The sequence below is a fragment of the Formosa agariphila KMM 3901 genome, from assembly GCF_000723205.1.
Taxonomy (GTDB): domain Bacteria; phylum Bacteroidota; class Bacteroidia; order Flavobacteriales; family Flavobacteriaceae; genus Formosa; species Formosa agariphila.
The window spans coordinates 3,967,255-3,985,044 of the sequence record NZ_HG315671.1 but is presented as its reverse complement, the minus strand read 5'-3'; the positions used below and the strand labels follow the sequence as shown (position 1 = coordinate 3,985,044).

Here is a 17,790-nt window from a genome sequence, read left to right as displayed (position 1 = left end):
TAAAATGAAATACTTATGATAACAGCAGATCAAATAAAAGATCTTTCACACCGCCTTACCTCGTTAAGGCAATATCTTTGACATAGATGTTAAACTAATAGAAATACAAAACGAAGAAGAGCAAACCTTCGATCCTAATTTTTGGAATGACTCTAAAGCAGCCGAAGCTATAATGAAATCACTTCGAGTTAAAAAGAAGTGGGTAGAAGATTTTAATAAGGCAACAACTTTGGTTGGCGATTTAGATGTTTTATATGAGTTTTACAAAGAAGGCGACACTACTTTAGAAGAAGTTACAGAACAGTTCGAAAAGGCGCAAACACTTTTAGAAGACATCGAATTTAAAAACATGTTGTCTGAAGAAGGTGATGGGTTAAGTGCGGTGCTTCAAATTACCGCAGGTGCAGGAGGAACAGAGAGTTGCGATTGGGCAAATATGCTTATGCGTATGTACTTAATGTATGCAGAAAAAAGTGGATTTAAAGTTAAAGAATTAAACTATCAGGCTGGCGATGTGGCCGGAATAAAAACCGTGACCTTAGAGCTTGAAGGCGATTTTGCTTTCGGTTGGTTAAAAGGCGAAAATGGGGTGCATCGTTTGGTGCGTATTTCTCCATTCGATAGTAATGCCAAGCGTCATACAAGTTTTGCTTCGGTTTATGTGTATCCGTTAGTAGACGATACTATAGAAATTGATATTAATCCAGCAGACATAGAAATTACAACAGCACGGTCTAGTGGTGCTGGAGGGCAAAATGTGAATAAAGTTGAAACTAAAGTGCAGCTTTTACATAAGCCCACAGGTATTCAAATACAATGTTCAGAAACACGTTCGCAACACGATAACAGATCTCGAGCAATGCAAATGTTAAAATCTCAATTGTACGAAATCGAATTACAAAAACAATTAGCACAACGCGAAGATATTGAAGCAGGAAAGATGAAGATAGAGTGGGGAAGTCAGATTCGAAACTATGTTATGCATCCTTATAAATTGGTTAAAGATGTTAGAACAGCACATGAAACCGGGAATGTAGATGCCGTAATGGACGGTAATATAGATGCCTTTTTAAAAGCCTATTTAATGATGATGGGACAAAAAACAGAAGATACTAATAACTTATAATCGCAATTAATTATGATTACAATTTATCACAATAACAGATGTAGTAAATCTCGCGAGGCTTTAGATATTCTTGAAGCTTCAGGAAAACCTTTTACTATTGTAAAATATTTGGAAGATGTGCCTTCTAAAGCCGAATTAACACGTATAATCGAATTGTTAGACATTATGCCAATCGATTTGGTGCGAAAAAATGAAGCCATTTGGAAAGAAAATTTTAGAGACGAAAATTTAACAGATGAAGCAATAATAGAGGCAATGGTTAAATATCCAAAACTAATCGAGCGTCCAATTGTATTAAATGGAGACCAAGCTGTAATTGGTCGTCCACCTCAAGATATCACTAAAATTTTATAAAACTTAAAAGCCTCTAATTCAGTAAACAGATTAGAGGTTTTTTATTTTAACAATCTTTTAACTAAGGAAGACTAAACCTAATTCGTTTCTTGCGGTCTTATTTAATTAAAAGATGAATTTATGAATTTGATAAAACAAGTAGTTTTTAGTCTACTTTTTTTGAGTATTTGCTTCAATATTCAAGCGCAATCAGGTAAAGACGTTAAAATAACGGGTGTTGTAATTGATCAGGAAACTAAGCAACCTCTAGAATATGCAACCGTTGCTTTTAGAAATAGCAAAGACAATAGTGTAGTAACAGGAGGAATTACAGATATGAATGGGAAATTTAATATTCCTGTTCCTGTGGGCGTTTATAATGTATCTTTTGAATATATTTCATTTAAAAAGCAAACTATTCTAAGTAAAAATTTATCAAAAAATACCGATTTAGGAACCATTATTTTGGCTTTAGATACGGAGTCTTTAGATGAGGTTGAAATTATTGCAGAAAAAACGACTGTAGATATCCGTTTGGATAAAAAGATTTATAATGTAGGTCAAGATTTAACGGTTAGTGGTGGTACAGTAAGCGATGTTTTAGATAATGTACCTTCAGTTTCTGTAGATGTAGAAGGAAACGTTGCATTAAGAGGAAACGATAACGTTACAATTCTTATCAATGGAAAACCATCAGGTTTAGTTGGTTTAAATTCTACAGATGCGCTAAACCAATTGCCATCAGATGCTATAGAACGTGTTGAGGTAATTACATCTCCATCTGCAAGATATGACGCAGAAGGAACAGGTGGTATTTTAAATATTATTTTAAGACGAAGTAAACTACAAGGGTTTAACGGTTCTATTACAGCAAATGCAGGATATCCAGATATGGCGGGTATTTCTGGAAACGTGAATTACAGAACAGGCGATTTTAACTTCTTTAATACTACAGGATATTCGTATAGAGAATCTCCAGGAAATTCGGCTACCGAAACAGACTATTTTAATTATGAGTTTGATGATGAGGGTAATATTATAAACGACCTTCCAGATACCTATTTAAATGAATATAGAGATTTCGATAGAGTTACAAAAGGACTAAATACTAACTTAGGAGTAGAATGGTATATTACCGATAATACGTCTTTAACAGGAGCTGTGTTTTATAAAAACAATGACAACAGTTCGAATACAACAAATAATATTTTCGAAGTAGATAATTTAGGAAATACAATAAATGAAACTTTACGTTTCGATCCAGAGAGTGAAGATGATAAAACAATTCAGTATTCATTGAATTTTGACAAGCAATTTGATGCTCCAGGACATAAATTAACGTTCGATTTCCAGTATGAAGATACTACAGAAGATGAAAATTCTCTTATTACTGAAAACGGATTAGACACAGAAAAAGTAAGAACCTTAGAAAATCAAGAAGAGGTATTGTTACAAGCAGATTATGTATTGCCTATTGGAGAAGATGGTCAGTTTGAGTTTGGATACCGTGGAAATTTCAACACCTTAGATACAGATTATACCTTAGCTTTTAACGATGGTTCGGACTTTGTAGTCGATACAGACGTGAGTAATAATTTAATATACGAAGAGCGTATTAATGCTTTGTATACCCAATATGGTAATAAAATAAAAGATAAATTTTCGTACTTGTTAGGATTACGTATGGAATCTACAGGAATTACTATAGATCAAGTAACTAGTAATGATTACGAAAAGAAAGATTATTTAGGTTTCTTTCCAACAGTAAATTTAGGTTACGAGATTTCTGAAGACCAGAGCGTTATGTTTGGTTACAACAGAAGGATAAGAAGACCAAGATCAAGATATATAAACCCATTCCCGTCTAGAAGTAGTGCTACAAATTTATTTCAAGGTAACCCTGATTTAGATCCAAGTTATTCATCTTCTGTAGATTTAGGATATCTAAATCAACTAGGTAAACTAACTTTAAATAGTTCTGTATATTATCAGCATTCAACAGATGTTTTTACATTTATATCTGAAGCAACTGGGGAAACGGTTCTCGTAGGAGGAACAGAAATACCTGTAATTAAGCGTTCGCCAATTAACTTGGCAACTAACGATCGCTATGGTTTCGAGTTTACAACTACATATAGAGCGAGTAAGAAATGGAACATGAATGCGAATTTTAATTTCTTTAACTCTATAACACGAGGCGATTATAACGGAATTAATTTTGATGCAGATAACCTAAGCTGGTTTATTAGATTGAATAACAAAGTTACTTTGCCAGCAGAAATAGAATGGCAAACACGACTTATGTATAGAGGTCCAAGTGAGGATGCACAGAATGAAACAGACGGCATGTTTTACTGCGGTTTAGCATTTAGTAAAGAAGTGTTTAACAAAAATGCATCTATAACATTAAATATTAACGATGTGTTTAACTCTATGAAAAGGAGTACACTTTCTACCACAGAAACCTACATTAGCGATAGCGAATATCAACGAAGAGAACGCTCGTTCAATATAGCATTCACATACCGTTTCAATCAGCAAAAGAGTCGTCAGGAACGCGGTGAGCGAAATGGAGATGGAGACGACATGGATTTTGAAGGTTAAAAATTTTTAAAGCTTCCCTTAACGGGAAGCTTTTTTTCTTTAATATATTTTTTTACCATAAAAACTCGTTACTTATAAATATATTTGAAATATTAAAAATCATATATGTTTAAAAGAATTCTTCTCGTTATTTTATTGGTATGCCCTTTAATTACAATGGCGCAAGATTATACCGAATCTTGGGAAGGTCACTTTTCGTATATTAACATTATAGATGTAACGGCAAGTGAAACTAAAATTTATGCAGCTTCAGAAAATGCTGTTTTTAGTTACGATATTCAATCTCAAGAAATAAGTACACTGTCTACAATTCAAGGCCTTTCGGGAGAATTAATTTCAACCGTTCATTATAGTGATAATTTTAAAGCCTTAGTTATTGGATATGAAAATGGTTTAATAGAGATTTTTTTAGAAGACGATACTAACGTTTTACATGTTGTAGATATTGTCGATAAACCAACTATTCCGCCAACTAATAAAAGAATTAATCATATTAACGAGTATGAAGGGGTGTTGTATATCTCAACAAATTACGGAATCTCAGTTTATAATTTAAGCCGATTAGAATTTGGAGACACCTATTTCATTGGAGATTCAGGAGTACAAACAATAATTACTCAAACCACAGTGTCTAATGGTTATATATGGGCTTCAGGACTTAATGCAACAGGTATAAAACGTGCTGAACTCAGTAATACTGATTTAATAGATTATAATCAGTGGACTAAAATTTCTCTAGGCAATTATACTTCTGTACAAGCAGTGTCAGATAATGTATATGCCACAAATACGAATAGAGAAATTTTTAGAATTGAAAATAATTCAAATCTAAATCGATTAAAACAATTTCCGAGTGACGTTTTAGACGTTAAATCTGCCAATAATGAGCTTGTAATTACAACGGCCAATCTTGTGTATTTGTACGATGATGCTTTTAGAATTATTGCTCAAGTGGGAGCAAACGACTCTTTTAACACGAGTTATACATCTGCAATTTCCACTATAGACCATTTTTATATCGGTTCTAACAGTTTAGGTGTGTTACAATCTCCTATTGGTAATGCTTCCGTTTTCGAAGATATTTATCCTAATGGACCATTATTGAATATTCCTTTTTCGGTGCAGGCTGGTAATAATAATGCTTGGGTAACTTACGGCGATTATACAGTAAGTTATAATCCGGCCCCTGTAAAAAGGTATGGAATTAGTCATTTAAAAAGTGATGTATGGAATAATATTCCAACCGATAGTGTTTTAGGAGCCACAAATTTAAATGCAATAAGTGTCAATCCAAATAAAATAAGCCAAGTCTATATTAGTTCATTTAATGAAGGAATATTAGAAGTAGAGTCAGATGTAGCTGTTAAGCTTTTTAATGAAACAAATAGCGGTCTAGAAACTGTAGATGTACCGGGTTCTAAGAGTGTTCGTGCAAGTGCTTCAACTTTCGATAATAATGGTTTGTTGTGGTCTTTAAGTAGTCTTGTTTTAAGTCCGTTAAAATCGTATGATTTGCAATCTAATCAATGGAAGTCTTATAGTTTTGAAGGGTTGTATTCCGATCCTATAAATGACGAATTAGGATTTTCGGATATTGCAATAGACAATGCGGGTATTGCATGGATGGGAGCTTATTTTAATGGCCTAATTGGCTACGATTATAAATCGGGTACGTCACAAATAAAAAGTTTGAACGAGGAGTCTCAAAACATGCCAGACAAAACAGTTACCGCCCTGGCTTTAGATAACAGAAATCAATTATGGATTGGAACACCTAGAGGTTTACGGGTTTTGTATAATACATCTTCCTTCTTTACAGATCCTAATGTAGAGGTTAGTGAAATTATAGTTTTAGATAATGGTATTGCAAGCGAATTGTTATCTCAAGAATATATTACGAGTATTGAAGTCGATGGCTCAAACAATAAATGGATAGGAACCATTGGTTCTGGAATTTTTTATTTTTCTTCAGACGGACAAGAAACGATTTATCATTTTACAAAGGACAATTCACCCTTACCATCTAATAATATTACAGACATTAGTATCGATAATTCTAACGGAAAGGTTTTTATAGGGACAGAAAGTGGCTTATTAGCTTTTAATTCTGGTAGCTCTGGTACTAAAGATAATTATAGTGATGCTTATGTGTATCCAAATCCTGTAAGGCCAACATTTAATATTACAGACGACCTTGTAAAGATTAAAGGATTAACAGATAATGTAAATATTAAAATCACCGATATTGAAGGTAATTTAGTTGCAGAAGCTCAGGCCAATGTTAATTCTAGATATGGTGGAGCTAATTTAGAAATTGATGGTGGAACAGCCTTTTGGAACGGAAAAAATCTTGCAAATAATGTCGTGCGTTCAGGGGTGTATTTAATCATGCTTTCAGATACAGATACTTTTGAGACTAAAGTGCTTAAATTAATGATTATAAGGTAATGTATTACTCTTCAAGTGCTATTGTATTATCTAAACTTAAGTATCGAGACCATGATCTTATAGTTAGTTGTTATACCAAAGAATATGGTATTGTAAGCTTTTTGTTGCGTGGTGTTTTAAAGAGTAAAAAAGGAAATGCAAAGGTCGCTTACTTTCAGTTGTTATCTCAAATCCAAATTGAGGCAGATATTAAGCAAAACAGGTCGCTACAAACATTAAAAGATGTAAAGATTAATGTATTGTACGCCACGCTTCACACTCAGGTTGTAAAGAGTGCTATTGTAATGTTTTTAGCAGATGTGTTGGCAATGGTTTTAAAAGAAGAAGAAGCCAATTTCGAGTTGTTTGAATATATAGAAACAGCTTTAAATACTTTAGATGAAACTAACGATTGTGCAAACTTTCATTTGGTGTTTTTGGTTCATTTAACAAAGTATCTTGGTTTCATGCCAGACACCTCAAATATTGCATATAACTACTTTAATTTAAGTACAGGTCAATTCGAAAAACAATCTACAAGTATTTATTCTGTCACTGGAGACAATTTAAAATTTCTAAAGATTCTATTAGGCATACTTTTTGATGATTTGGAAGCAATAAAAATGAATGCTAAACAGCGTCAGTCAGTTTTAGAGATGTTGCTTTTGTATTATGAATTACATCTTGGTCACTTTAAAAAGCCAAAATCATTAGCCATTTTTAGCCAAGTATTTAATTAATAACCGACCAAAGATTCTGTATGAATTCAAAATTACTTTTCGGGTTTTTTTTCCTGATATCTTTCTCCATTTTAGCCCAAAATATTACCGTTTTAAATAATCAAAATGAAGAGCCTATTCCTGGAGTAGTTGTTTATAATGCAGATAAATCCCAGAGTGAGATTTCAGATATTAACGGTATAGTGTCAATTCAAAGATTTTCAGATAACGAAATCATATTTTTTAGGCATATGTCTTTTCAAGATTTTTCTATTGAAAAGTCTAAGCTAAAAGCAACCTTAAGTATGTATTTAGAGCCCTTAACAGAAGGACTTGATGAGGTGGTTGTTTCTGCATCAAAATTTGGTCAAGGTAAACGCGATATTCCTCAAAAAATAGTGTCTATTTCTAGTAGTGCAATTGCGCTCGATAATCCGCAAACTAGTGCAGACCTTTTAGAAAATACTGGAAATGTATACGTTCAAAAAAGTCAGTTAGGTGGAGGAAGTCCCATGATTCGTGGATTATCGACTAACCGATTACTAATAACTGTAGATGGTGTGCGCATGAATAATGCTATCTTCCGTTCTGGAAATGTTCAAAATGTAATTTCTATAGACCCGTTTGGAATAGAACATACTGAAGTTATTTTAGGAGCGGGGTCTGTGGTTTATGGTAGCGATGCTATTGGTGGTGTAATGAGTTTTTATACCAAATCTCCTCAGTTATCTTATACAGATAATTTAGGTGTTTCTGCAAATGCGGTGGTACGTTATGCAACAGCTAATAACGAAAAAACGGGACATGTAGATTTTAATATAGGCTTAAAAAAATGGGCGTTTTTTAGTAGTGTAAGTTATACCGATTTCGATGATTTAAGAATGGGTAGCCATGGCCCGGACGATTACTTACGTCCAGAATATGTAATTACTGAAAATGGCGAAGATCAAATTGTTGTTAATCCTAATCCAGAAGTTCAAGTCCCAACAGGATACAATCAAATTAATGTGATGCAAAAGGTGCGTTTTGAGCCTAGAGATAATTTAACTTACGATTTAGGGTTGTATTATTCTACAACATCAGATTATTCAAGATACGATAGATTAATACGTTACAAAGGGGATGATTTGCGTTCTGCCGAGTGGAATTATGGACCACAACGTTGGTTTATGTCTAATTTACAAGTCACTAAATTAAGTCGTCATTCTTTGCTTTACGATAAGTTTCAGGCTAATGTAGCATATCAGAATTTTCAAGAAAGTAGAATTGATAGAGATTATCAATCTGTAATTAGAAACTCAACAGAAGAACATGTAGATGCTATTTCAGCAAACATAGATTTTGAAAAACAACTGAGTTTAAAAACACAGTTATTTTACGGTTTAGAATACGTTTATAATAAAGTTCATTCTTATGGCGAGCAAGAAAATATAGAAGAAAATACAGTAATTGACGCTATTTCTCGATATCCAAATGGATCCGATTGGTCGTCTATGTCGGCATATACAAATTTTAAATATAAACCGAGTTCTCAATTTATATTACAAACGGGGTTGCGTTATAATCATGTATTAGCAAATGCTAATTTTGAAGAAAACAATGTGTTTTTAAATCTGCCGTTCGATACTGCCGAAATTAATACAGGAGCTTTAACAGGAACAGCAGGAATTAGTTGGATTCCAGCTGATATTATTCAGTGGAAATTAAATTTTTCAACAGCATTTAGAGCGCCAAATATTGATGATGTTGGAAAGGTTTTCGACTCAGAACCTGGAGCTATTGTGATACCAAACGATGATCTTAATCCAGAATATGCGTATACAGGAGATTTAGGTGTTAGTATAAATATTGAAAATAAAGTAATTATTGATGCGGCTACTTACTACACCTTTTTAGATGATGCGTTGGTACGTCGAGATTCAGAAATTAATGGCGATTCGTATATCGATTATAATGGAGAAAACAGTCGTGTACAGTCTATGCAGAATGCCGCAGAAGCTCGTATTTATGGTTTTGAAGCTGGAATACAAATTCATTTTTCAGAAGCTTTAAAATTAACGTCTCAATACAATGTGGTAAGCGGATATGAAATGGAGGAAGATGAAAAATTACCGTTACGACATGCAGCTCCTAAATTTGGAAATACACATCTTACTTGGCAACAAAATAAGCTTACTATAGATGCTTATGCTATGTATAATGAAGAAATGTCTTATAACGATTTAGCGCCTTCAGAACAAGGTAAAGACTATATCTATGCTTCTGATGAGGATGGGAATCCATATACGCCTTCTTGGTACACATTTAACTTAAGAACTCAGTATAAGTTCAATCCAGCTTTAACTTTAACAGCAAGTTTAGAAAACATTACCGACCAACGCTATCGTCCATATTCTTCGGGGATTTCTGGAGCGGGTAGAAATTTAATAGTAGCAGTAAAATATAGTATCTAAGTTTATTTTTTAATAAACTTTTTTCTAAAAATAATTTCATTTTTACTTGATGCGGTAAGCACGTATGCACCAGAATTTAATTGTGGAAGATTATAGATGTCGCGATTCGATTTTGCATTGAATTTGTAAATCTGACGACCCAAAATATCATGAATTATTAGCTGTCTCATTTTAAATTGATTCGATTCTAATTTAAAAATCCACTCATTTGCATTTAGTTGAATAATCTGAACTAAAGATGAAATGTCTAATTCTTCTACAGTTAATGTTTGCGCTTTAAATTTCAAGTAAAAACGATTGTTAAATTCTCCAGGTTCCGAAGTAAACGTATACGCTGATACTTTTAAATTATGATATATGTTTAAATAAGTATCTTCTAAATAAATTTCATTTTCTTCGAAAAATTGACCTTCAAACGAATCTAAACTAATGCTGTAAATTGTAGGGGTTGTTATTTTAGAATAAAACCCCAGATTAATTTGTTCTTCTGTTGTTATACTTTCTGTAGCCTTTCCTTGAATGGTTAGCTTTTTATCAGTATCAGTAATTCTGGAGTATAATTTTGCATGGACATCTTTGGTGATGTTTAGGTCTAAATCATAATAAACGCCATCATAACTGTCATTTGCACCTGTAATGTAACTCACTAAAGTTTGGTTAAAAATGCCATTATCTGAGGTTAAGTTTACCCAAATTTTATTCGATTTAGTTGGTCTAAAAAATTGAGTGTTTTTGTCTGTAACACGCATTGCATTATTAAATATAACATGTCCACTAGGTGAGGGGTAATCATTAGAAAATTTTACAAAGAAACCCTGACACGATGGAATAAAATTATCAGGTATTGTACCTGTTCCTTCTTGTGCGGCTATAGCACCTGAGCCGTTAATAATGGCATAGTCAGACGGACTATAATTAAATAAATAATTACCATTATTGGTGTTCGATATTGGCGAGTCGTGAGACCATAAATAGATAACGCCTTCTAGAGTGCCTTCAGGATTTCTAACATTTACATTGGCATCAAAAAATGCTGAAACATCAATTGCAGAAGGATAGGGGTTTCCTATTAAATTCCAGTTGCCATCTAGTAACGAAACATCATTCCGTTCTACAGGAGTAAGAATTGTTCCATTATTAAAGTCGCCAGAAAAAGAATAGGTGTAAGTGTTTCCTTCAATAAAATTGGTGTTAGAATGAGTCGCTGCATAACCTACACCTGCAGCTAAATAATCTGTACGTTTTACTGCCTCAAGTTCGCCAATAGATTGCCAGTCGTTAGCATCGTCGTCCACATCGTCTTGACCTAATTCTTGGGCATTATTATTGTTTTCTTCTTTGTAGATATCGACAAAATTAGATGCTTTATACCAGAATAAACGTTTAGAATGACTAAAAACATTATTAAATGTTTCATTCTTAACCGGAGAACTCCAATAGGTGTACTCATCCCAAGTGTTTAAAATGGCTGTCTCTTTTTCAACTGTAATGGTTCCCGAATTTATAATATTTGAATCATCAGACTGAACAAAACTTCCTTTGTCTTTCACTAATAACTCTCCTTCAATATGTAATGTATTTGTTACTTTTGCAAACGAATTAGCACCAACAATTAAACTGTTTTCTATAGGGATATACAAGCCACAAGTAGTAAGGTTACCATGCAATAAGGTATTGTAATTATTATCTATAATGGTAAGAGATTGTACTGTAGGAGCAATATCATTTTCCCATGCTGAACCTGTCCATACACTTTTGTTTACAGAAATTTTATTACTATTTGTAGCTATAAAGCAGAGGTTAGAATCTTCTAATACTCTACAGTAATATTGGTTTTTATTAACATTGGTAGTATTCGTTATTGTAAGGGTTTGAGATTGTGCGCCAATGTGATTTTCATCGTCTAAAACTTCTACCCAAGTATCGCTTTCTGGAGTGTTCACTAACCACTGATAGCTTAAGTTTTTCTGTCCTAAAACACCTTCATTTGCAGTTGTTGAAAGTTGAGTTGTTAAACTGCAATTGGCATTGTTGTGACTGGGTTGAGATGTAATGGTTGGTGCAGTTCCAATCGAAAAATCATAGGTTCCAATATTGGTGTAATCAACAGTTGTGAAAGCCTCCCAATCGTTTGTATTCCATATGGTGCTAGGTGTATTCTGAATGTTGTTTTTCCGTCTGTAAGTATATCCTTTTTGTGAAATAGTAAAGGAGTCTCCAGAGATATTTCCCCATAAATCAATCCAATTCCCGTTGTGTAATAACCGAATATTATCATTATTATTTATTCCAACTAAGTTGCTTAGTAAGTCATAACCGTGAGTTGAATGCGGATAGTTAGCATCGGTTGCGCCAAAAGCAATTACAAAAACATCTTGATTGTCTAGGGTAGACGATTCAAATTCAATAGTTCTTACAGTCGTGGCATTGTAATGAATTTCCAGACTATAATCTTCCATGTTTATAGTTTCTCCAGAGCCGTTAAAAATTTCGATATAAGAATGAGATCCATTGGGGTGGTCTGTAATTTCGCTAATAAATAAATGAGTTGGTGTATAACCGTTGTCACCATCACAATCAGTCGTTTTGTTGGTAAGCAGATTGAAGTTTGTCGTGTTTTGACAACCTAAATCATTAATTATAGAAAGGTTTCCCGAACTACTGTGTTCTGGAATGGTAACTTCTATTTCAGTGTCAGAAATAACATGTGTATCAGCTGGAATACCATTAAGATTTGCTGTTGTTGCTGTTCCAAAATTTGAAGCTGTTATAGTAACCACAGTTCCCGCAGGACCATTGTTAGGCTGAGCTAAAAGTGTCGCCGATGAACATTTTCCTGTGCCTTGTACTTCAAAAGTATATGGATTTTCGTTATCGTCGTTATTTAGAATTGTAATTATAGAACTACGAATACCTGAGGACAATGGTGTAAACTGTATAAAAAAATCAATTTTTGTTTGATTAGGAATAGTGGAATTACTTGGATTTGAAATAATTTGAAACTCTGAAGGGTTTGATGAGGTAATCTCCCCAACAATTAAATCTAATTCTCCTTCATTGTGAATGTAGTAAGTCTTTGGTGTTGTTGCTTCGCCAACAACTGTCGCTGCAAACACGGTGTTGTACCCTGTATTAGCTGTTGCTTCAGAGGGGATGGAAGCTCCTGAATTCCGTTCAATATCAATTTCTGGTGCTGGTGTAAATCCGTTTCCAATAAGTGAGATGATACAATCATTTTCGTTTGTATCTGAATTTAATATGTGAAGTTCTCCAGTAATTACACCTGTGGTATTGGGTTGAAATGTTACTGTTATTGGTAAAGTTTCGTTTGGAGGAATTATTAAAGGAAAATTAAAGATGTTACTTGTGAAATGAGACGTAATAGTAGATGTTGAAACTTCTAAATTGACATCGCCTGTGTTTTTAATTGTAAAGCTTTTTTCAACACTTGCATTGGTGGCAGTACTTCCAAAATCCATTTCGAAACCACAATTTTGAAGATTTCCATATTCATCTAAAAGTTGTAATTCGGGAGTATTTGCACCTCCACAATAAATTGTAACATCATCTAAATAATAAGAACCACCATCTCTGTCAGACATGATAATCTGTATATAATACTCGCCAATTAAATTTAAATCGATAGAGAATAATTGATGTGTTTCATTGGTCTGATCAACGGTAATTAATCCTGCTTCTGTCCAAGGTCCAGTCATGGACGTGCTATATTCAATACTTAATGTTCTATTGTCGGTAGATGGTGATCTAGCCAATAAAAATTGTATACTTTGTGGGCTTGTTATAGCGACCTGTGTTACGAGGTTGTCAGTAGTAGCATTAAAGCCAACACCTTTTCCTTCATAACCGGCCGTAGTATTTGTATAAGTGTTTGAAGCTGTCCAGTTTCCGTAACTTGTATTAAAATTATCCGATAAACATTGGCATAAACCTAGAGGAATTACCGATAAAAATAATACTATTGTAATAGTATATTTAAATTTCATCGCAGTAATGTGATTTATGTCCTTAAGGGAGAAACTTAAATTTAGAATAAAAAACACTGATAATCAAGTGTTTGTGTAAAATTATTTAGAATAATCTATGGATACCCATAAAACTTATACTGTAGAAGAGGCTAAACGCGCTTTGGAGCATTATTGTGCATACCAAGAGCGTTGCCATAAAGAAGTGCAGGAGAAATTGAGAAGTATACGTATGATTCCCGAGGCCATAGACGAAGTGATTGTACATTTATTAAACCATAATTTTTTAAATGAAGAACGGTTTGCAAAAGCCTATGTTCGTGGAAAATTTAAATTTAAAAATTGGGGAAGAAATCGATTGACAATGGAGTTAAAACGACGTCAAATAAGTAGATTTAATATACAAACGGGGCTAAAAGAGTTAGATGCCTTAGATTACTATGGTGTTTTTGATGCTTTAGCAGAACGAAAATATAATACGATACAAGAGTCTAATAAGTATAAAAAGAAGAAAAAATTAGCCGATTATTTGTTGTATCGCGGATGGGAATCGCCAATGGTTTACGAGAAAGTAAACGAGTTAATTAAATAAAAAAGGAGTTTCAATATAAGATTGAAACTCCTTTTTTTATATTTTAAATTTGTGCTTATATATTAAAAGAAGCACCTATGTTAAACACAAATTGGTTGTTTAATTCTTCTTCTAAAGATAAATTATCTGTATTATATCTCGCTATAGGGAAGTTAATTTCAGAATAGATTCCGAAGCCTTCCGAAAAGAAATATCTAGCACCAACATGAGCTCCAAAATTCTTTAAGCTAAAATTTAATCCAGGATAAATGTCGAATTCATTAATACCAATAACCGAAGAAAGGTTTGCGTTAAAACGTGCTTTAAGGTCAAAACGGTCTTCAAAATTAGCATCTAAGTTATCGTTTACACCTAAAAGGTAAGTAGACGCTAAACCAAACGAAATGTTCTCGCCAGCACCAAAATCGTAAGTACCTGTTATACCAGTTCCGTTATCTTGGAAACTAGCTCCAATTTGAAATTTTTGGTCACCTTTACCTTTAAAAGCTTGAGCATTAGCAAAAGAAACTACGCATAAGCATGCGATAAATAGAAAATTTTTCATGAGTTGTAATTTTGGAGCAAATATAAGTTTTAAACTGAAACTTAAGAATTATATTTTGAGGTTCTCTTAATGGCTTCTTCATTTTTCCAGTCAATCCAATCTTGACCTTTAATGCGTCGCATAAGATTGTCGTAGTTACGCATTACAAATACATTGTATAGGGCTTTACCTAGGTTTTTAGGACGTCTAGCAATAGCACGAAGACTCATTGAAAATCCGGGCGTAATGTAGCGCATATAATGCCAATAACCTTCTGGCATGTATAAGACCTCGCCATGATTTAATTCGGTTTTATAACCTTTCGCCTTTTTTAAAGCGGGCCATTTATCTAAATCAGGATTATTAAAATCGATATCTTCTCGAGTAATTAAGGCGTGGGGTACTTTATATAAATACTTATTTTGCTTTTGGTCGAACAGAATGATTTCTTTTTTACCTTCAAAATGAAAATGGAAAATATTGGCCAAGTCAATATCGTAATGCATAAAAGTGTAGGAGTCTGTTCCTCCAAAGAATAACATCGGGAGTCCTTTCATAAGGCGTAAGCCAAAATCAGGAAATGTAAAATCGTTTTGTAATTGAGGGACTTCCTTTAAAATATTCCAAAGAAAAATTCTGAATTTTGTTGGTTCACGTTTAAGTAAATCAATGTATTCACTCATTTTCATTTTAGCGTGCGGTTCGTTAAAACCATCTTTAAAATCTACAGGCCGATCGTCGTAAAGCGGAACCGTCTTGTCGCCTGCAACAGATTTTATGTAATCTAAATTCCATTTGGAATACGCAGGCCAATCGTCTACAAAATGTTCGATAACCACAGGTTTCTGTGGTCTAAAATATTGGGACATAAATTCCTCTTTTGTAATGGTTTTTACACGAGGAATATCTTGAAGATTTAGTTTCAAACGAACAAATAATTAGTACTGCAAGTTAAGAAATTGTTATATAAAAATTGAGCTTCAAAAATAAAATCAGCTTAATTTTTTTAATTTCAAAACTTTAAAAGCATCTATTAATAACGCATAGTACTTGTTGTTTAATTTAAATTATTATGCCACGTAGGTTAAGTATACTGGTGTTAGGCAAAACGAAAACCACTATGTTATTTACTTTATAATTAATTTATTTAAATGAATATTTTAATCCGAATAGTAGGTTACCTTTTGGCATTGGCACAAGGTTTGTCTCGGTATATTCAGTATTAAAAATATTACTTGCTATCACTGAAAATTCGAAAGCTGTATATGTATACGTTACACTAGCATCTACCACAGAATAGCTTTCTCCAGAAGTACGTTCTGCATATTTATAAATAATGGCTTGCGACAGATTTTTTAAAAATTGAGAGGAGTAACGTGTTACAAAATGATGCTTCAAAGAGTTGATAGAATATTTTGAATAGTTAGAGTCTAAATCTTTTAAATCATCGTCTATGTAGGTGTAAGATGCATTTATACTTTGCGAATATACGCCCATTAAAAAGTTGTAATTGGTGTATACATCGACACCCATAGTGTTAACTTCTGCAATATTTGTGGCTTGCCAAAGGTCGTCTTCATTTTCTTTTACATAATCTATTAGCTCTCTAGAATCTCTATTAAAAAGGGCAATAGAAGCACTAAAATTATTTTTATTGTATTTTATTCCAAGTTCTTCAGCGACAGCTTCTTCTGGTTCCAAATTTTCATTACCTAAAGTCGTTGGATCGCTATAGTATAAATCGGTATAAGTTGGAATTCTATAAGTATATCCTATGTTTCCATAGACTTTAAAATGGTTATTTAATTCGTATCCTATATCGACACCTGGAAAGGCGTGCCATTTAAAATCTGAATAATAAGTAACAGCAACTCCAGGAGTAACATCAAATTTATCATTAAAAAACTTAAATCGATGTTCTAAAAATACTGTTGTCATGAAACGATCTCGATCCCCTAAATTATTACTAGCTAAATACACTTGGGCAGCATCTACTCCAAAACCTGTAATTCCTAAGTTAGAGGTGTAAGAAGCGTTAACTTGTGCTCCAACTTTATTGGTAATATGTAAGTTTCTATAGCCAGTAGGATTATTACGGTCGTATAAATACATGTCTTGATTTCGTCTCCAATACAGCTGAGGTTTTATAATCCAATCATCCTTTTTTATTTTTGTAGATAATCCAACTAAACTCGTTTGTGTTTCCTCGTATTGTTCGGTTGCAGAAGGTGTTGAATAAAAACCATTTGCTCCAAAATCACGTTCAGAAAAAGCTGTTAAAAGCGTTATTGGTAATTTGTTTTTATTGAATGTGCTTTTAATAAAGTAATTCTGATTGTCGTAATCGGTGTTATGTCTGTAGCCTTCAGATGTGTTTTTAGATACGTGTACAATATGATTAGAATCTTCTAAATTCACACCAGCAGTCACTGCAGCATTCAGAGTATGAAAAGAACCTCCTTGTGTTTCTAAAGTTAACATATCTTCTGTGTATTTTTTGGTGACAATGTTTACGGCTCCAGTAAAAGCATTCTGTCCAAAAACACGAGCGGCAGGTCCCGAAATAATTTCTATGCGCTCAATAACTTCAATTGGTAACGCCATATTCATGGTATGGTGCCCCGTTTGTGCATCATCTACTTTTATGCCATCAATAAGTAGTAAGGTTTGTTCGAAACTTCCACCGCGGATATATAAATCAGACTGCATACCAGCAGTTCCACGCCTACGAATATCTACACCGGCCACTTGTTGTAATAAATCTGCAACATTGGTCGCTGCCGAAGCCTGAATAACTTCAGATGTTATGATGTTTATAGATCTAGAGTTTTTAGAAAACGGAAGATCTATTCTACTTGAAGTTACTATAACTTCTTCTAATTGTTCTTCTAGTATAGGCTCTTGTGCAAATAAGAATGATGTTGTTGTTAAGAGGCTTAGAGTGGTAATTAGTTTTATTGGTTTCATGATTGTAAATTAAATACGATACAAAAGTCGTAACTTTACGGACTATTAAAATAGTCCAGTTAC

The 17,790-nt window shown here is 33.4% G+C and carries 11 protein-coding genes; 7 read left to right on the top strand and 4 right to left on the bottom strand.

Annotation, left to right across the window (positions count from 1 at the left end; translation table 11 throughout):
• The first annotated feature begins 15 nt into the window (after positions 1-15).
• From prfB to BN863_RS16745, 6 genes are all read left to right on the top strand, one after another.
• Positions 16-1,126, top strand: a protein-coding gene (prfB, locus tag BN863_RS16770; protein ID WP_148304639.1) for a peptide chain release factor 2 whose coding sequence is annotated in 2 segments (ribosomal slippage) — positions 16-78 and positions 80-1,126 — 1,110 coding nt in all. Because the reading frame shifts where the segments join, the coding sequence is not laid out codon by codon here.
• A gap of 12 nt (positions 1,127-1,138) precedes the next feature.
• Positions 1,139-1,480: an arsenate reductase (glutaredoxin) gene (gene arsC / locus BN863_RS16765; protein WP_038532551.1), complete on the top strand. Its 342-nt coding sequence runs from the start codon at positions 1,139-1,141 to the stop codon at positions 1,478-1,480.
• Positions 1,481-1,600: 120 nt separating this feature from the next.
• Positions 1,601-4,063 carry a TonB-dependent receptor domain-containing protein gene (locus BN863_RS16760; RefSeq protein ID WP_038532550.1) on the top strand — a complete coding sequence of 821 codons (2,463 nt, stop codon included), beginning with the start codon at positions 1,601-1,603 and terminating at the stop codon, positions 4,061-4,063.
• Positions 4,064-4,168: 105 nt separating this feature from the next.
• A complete protein-coding gene (porZ, locus tag BN863_RS16755) occupies positions 4,169-6,511 on the top strand; it encodes a type IX secretion system anionic LPS delivery protein PorZ (RefSeq protein WP_038532548.1) in 2,343 nt (780 codons plus the stop codon).
• Positions 6,511-7,230, top strand: a complete 720-nt coding sequence (recO, locus tag BN863_RS16750) for a DNA repair protein RecO (RefSeq protein WP_038532546.1) — start codon at positions 6,511-6,513, stop codon at positions 7,228-7,230. Before porZ ends, recO begins: the two co-directional genes overlap by 1 nt.
• 20 nt (positions 7,231-7,250) lie before the next feature.
• The gene (locus BN863_RS16745) at positions 7,251-9,662 is read left to right on the top strand and encodes a TonB-dependent receptor (RefSeq protein ID WP_038532544.1); all 2,412 of its coding nucleotides are present in this window, start codon (positions 7,251-7,253) and stop codon (positions 9,660-9,662) included.
• Between the two features lie 2 nt (positions 9,663-9,664).
• Here the strand turns inward: BN863_RS16745 and BN863_RS16740 are convergent, their stop codons facing one another.
• The gene (locus BN863_RS16740; protein ID WP_038532543.1) at positions 9,665-13,666 is read right to left on the bottom strand and encodes a choice-of-anchor D domain-containing protein; all 4,002 of its coding nucleotides are present in this window, start codon (positions 13,664-13,666) and stop codon (positions 9,665-9,667) included.
• Positions 13,667-13,763: 97 nt separating this feature from the next.
• Between BN863_RS16740 and BN863_RS16735 the strand changes: the two genes are divergently transcribed.
• On the top strand, positions 13,764-14,237 hold the full coding sequence (locus tag BN863_RS16735; RefSeq protein ID WP_038532542.1) for a regulatory protein RecX: 474 nt from the start codon (positions 13,764-13,766) through the stop codon (positions 14,235-14,237).
• Positions 14,238-14,292: 55 nt separating this feature from the next.
• Here the strand turns inward: BN863_RS16735 and BN863_RS16730 are convergent, their stop codons facing one another.
• The 3 genes from BN863_RS16730 to BN863_RS16720 form a co-directional block, all read right to left on the bottom strand.
• Complete coding sequence (locus BN863_RS16730; protein ID WP_038532541.1) at positions 14,293-14,781, bottom strand: DUF6646 family protein; 489 nt, start codon at positions 14,779-14,781, stop codon at positions 14,293-14,295.
• A 41-nt stretch (positions 14,782-14,822) separates the two neighbouring features.
• A complete protein-coding gene (locus BN863_RS16725) occupies positions 14,823-15,686 on the bottom strand; it encodes a cupin-like domain-containing protein (RefSeq protein ID WP_038532540.1) in 864 nt (287 codons plus the stop codon).
• Between the two features lie 217 nt (positions 15,687-15,903).
• The gene (locus BN863_RS16720) at positions 15,904-17,727 is read right to left on the bottom strand and encodes a TonB-dependent receptor plug domain-containing protein (RefSeq protein ID WP_038532539.1); all 1,824 of its coding nucleotides are present in this window, start codon (positions 17,725-17,727) and stop codon (positions 15,904-15,906) included.
• Between the last annotated feature and the right edge of the window lie 63 nt (positions 17,728-17,790).

Excerpts from the sequence above, each read along its gene's own strand:
- arsC (WP_038532551.1), top strand. The coding sequence starts at position 1,139 with ATGATTACAATTTATCACAATAACAGATGTAGTAAATCTCGCGAGGCT.
- BN863_RS16760 (WP_038532550.1), top strand. The coding sequence starts at position 1,601 with ATGAATTTGATAAAACAAGTAGTTTTTAGTCTACTTTTTTTGAGTATT.
- porZ (WP_038532548.1), top strand. The coding sequence starts at position 4,169 with ATGTTTAAAAGAATTCTTCTCGTTATTTTATTGGTATGCCCTTTAATT.
- recO (WP_038532546.1), top strand. The coding sequence starts at position 6,511 with ATGTATTACTCTTCAAGTGCTATTGTATTATCTAAACTTAAGTATCGA.
- BN863_RS16745 (WP_038532544.1), top strand. The coding sequence starts at position 7,251 with ATGAATTCAAAATTACTTTTCGGGTTTTTTTTCCTGATATCTTTCTCC.
- BN863_RS16740 (WP_038532543.1), bottom strand. The coding sequence starts at position 13,666 with ATGAAATTTAAATATACTATTACAATAGTATTATTTTTATCGGTAATT.
- BN863_RS16735 (WP_038532542.1), top strand. The coding sequence starts at position 13,764 with ATGGATACCCATAAAACTTATACTGTAGAAGAGGCTAAACGCGCTTTG.
- BN863_RS16730 (WP_038532541.1), bottom strand. The coding sequence starts at position 14,781 with ATGAAAAATTTTCTATTTATCGCATGCTTATGCGTAGTTTCTTTTGCT.
- BN863_RS16720 (WP_038532539.1), bottom strand. The coding sequence starts at position 17,727 with ATGAAACCAATAAAACTAATTACCACTCTAAGCCTCTTAACAACAACA.